The 1,043-nt window shown below is 64.2% G+C and carries 1 protein-coding gene; it reads right to left on the bottom strand.

Annotation, left to right across the window (positions count from 1 at the left end):
• Window positions 1–1,043, bottom strand: a 1,043-nt coding sequence (locus PDO_RS15575; RefSeq protein WP_007603766.1) for a methyl-accepting chemotaxis protein, incomplete at both ends; no start/stop codon positions are given.

The following is a 1,043-nucleotide window of genomic DNA, read 5'->3' as shown; positions in this document are numbered from 1 at the left end:
GCGCTTTCCCGGAAATCGGCGTCGTGGGCGTCAGGTCCACCCATCGACAGATCGAGGGCAAATCCCTTGGCACGCGCCTGCTGGCTGGCGATTGAGTGGTCGGTTGTCGGCTTGCGCTGAGGTGCGGCAGCGGTGCGGTTCTGCGATGCCTGGGGCCGCGCGGTCGTCTTGGCGGCCGCAATTTCCCGGGCATTTCGCTCGACCCGGAAGAAGGCGATCGAGGTTTGCAGTTCCTCGGACTGGGCTGCCAGCTCTTCGGAGGTCGCGGCCATCTGTTCGGACGCCGAAGCGTTCTGCTGGGTGACCTTGTCGAGCTGCTGGATCGCTTCATTGATCTGCGAGGCGCCGACGTCCTGCTCACGGCAGGCTGCCGAGATTTCCGAGACCAGTTCAGCGGTCTTGCGGATATCGGGCACCAGACGGCCGAGCATTTCACCGGCTTCCTGCGCTGCCTTCACTGTCTCACCGGACATTGCGCCGATTTCGGCTGCTGCCGATTGCGAACGTTCGGCAAGCTTGCGGACTTCGGAGGCGACGACGGCAAAACCCTTGCCATGTTCACCGGCACGGGCCGCTTCAACGGCAGCGTTCAGGGCGAGCAAGTCGGTCTGGCGGGCGATTTCCTGGACGATCGAGATCTTCTCGGCAATCGTGCGCATGGCACCGACCGCGCGATTGACAGCGTCGCCGGATGCTTCGGCATCCTTGGCCGACTGGCGGGCGATCTTTTCGGTCTGGGCGGCGTTGTCGGCGTTCTGCTTGATGTTGGCAGCCATTTCCTCCATCGAGGCGGATGCTTCTTCAGCAGATGCTGCCTGTTCGGTCGCGCCCTGCGACAGCTGTTCGGAGCTGGCCGACAGTTCCTGGCTGCCGGACGAGACATTGGCCGCTGCCGAAAGCGCGTCGGCGACAACGCCGCGCAGGCGCTCAACCATGCTTTCCAGCGACAGGCCGAGCGTATCCTTGTCAGACAGGGGCTTGGGCGTGACGACCAGGTCGCCATTGGCGATCAGGTCGGCGATGCGCGCCGTTTCGCGCAGGTT

The organism is Rhizobium sp. PDO1-076, from assembly GCF_000247475.1.
GTDB lineage: Bacteria > Pseudomonadota > Alphaproteobacteria > Rhizobiales > Rhizobiaceae > Allorhizobium.
The sequence above is the reverse complement of the archived record's forward strand: the minus strand, read 5'-3'. Positions and strand labels throughout refer to the sequence as shown.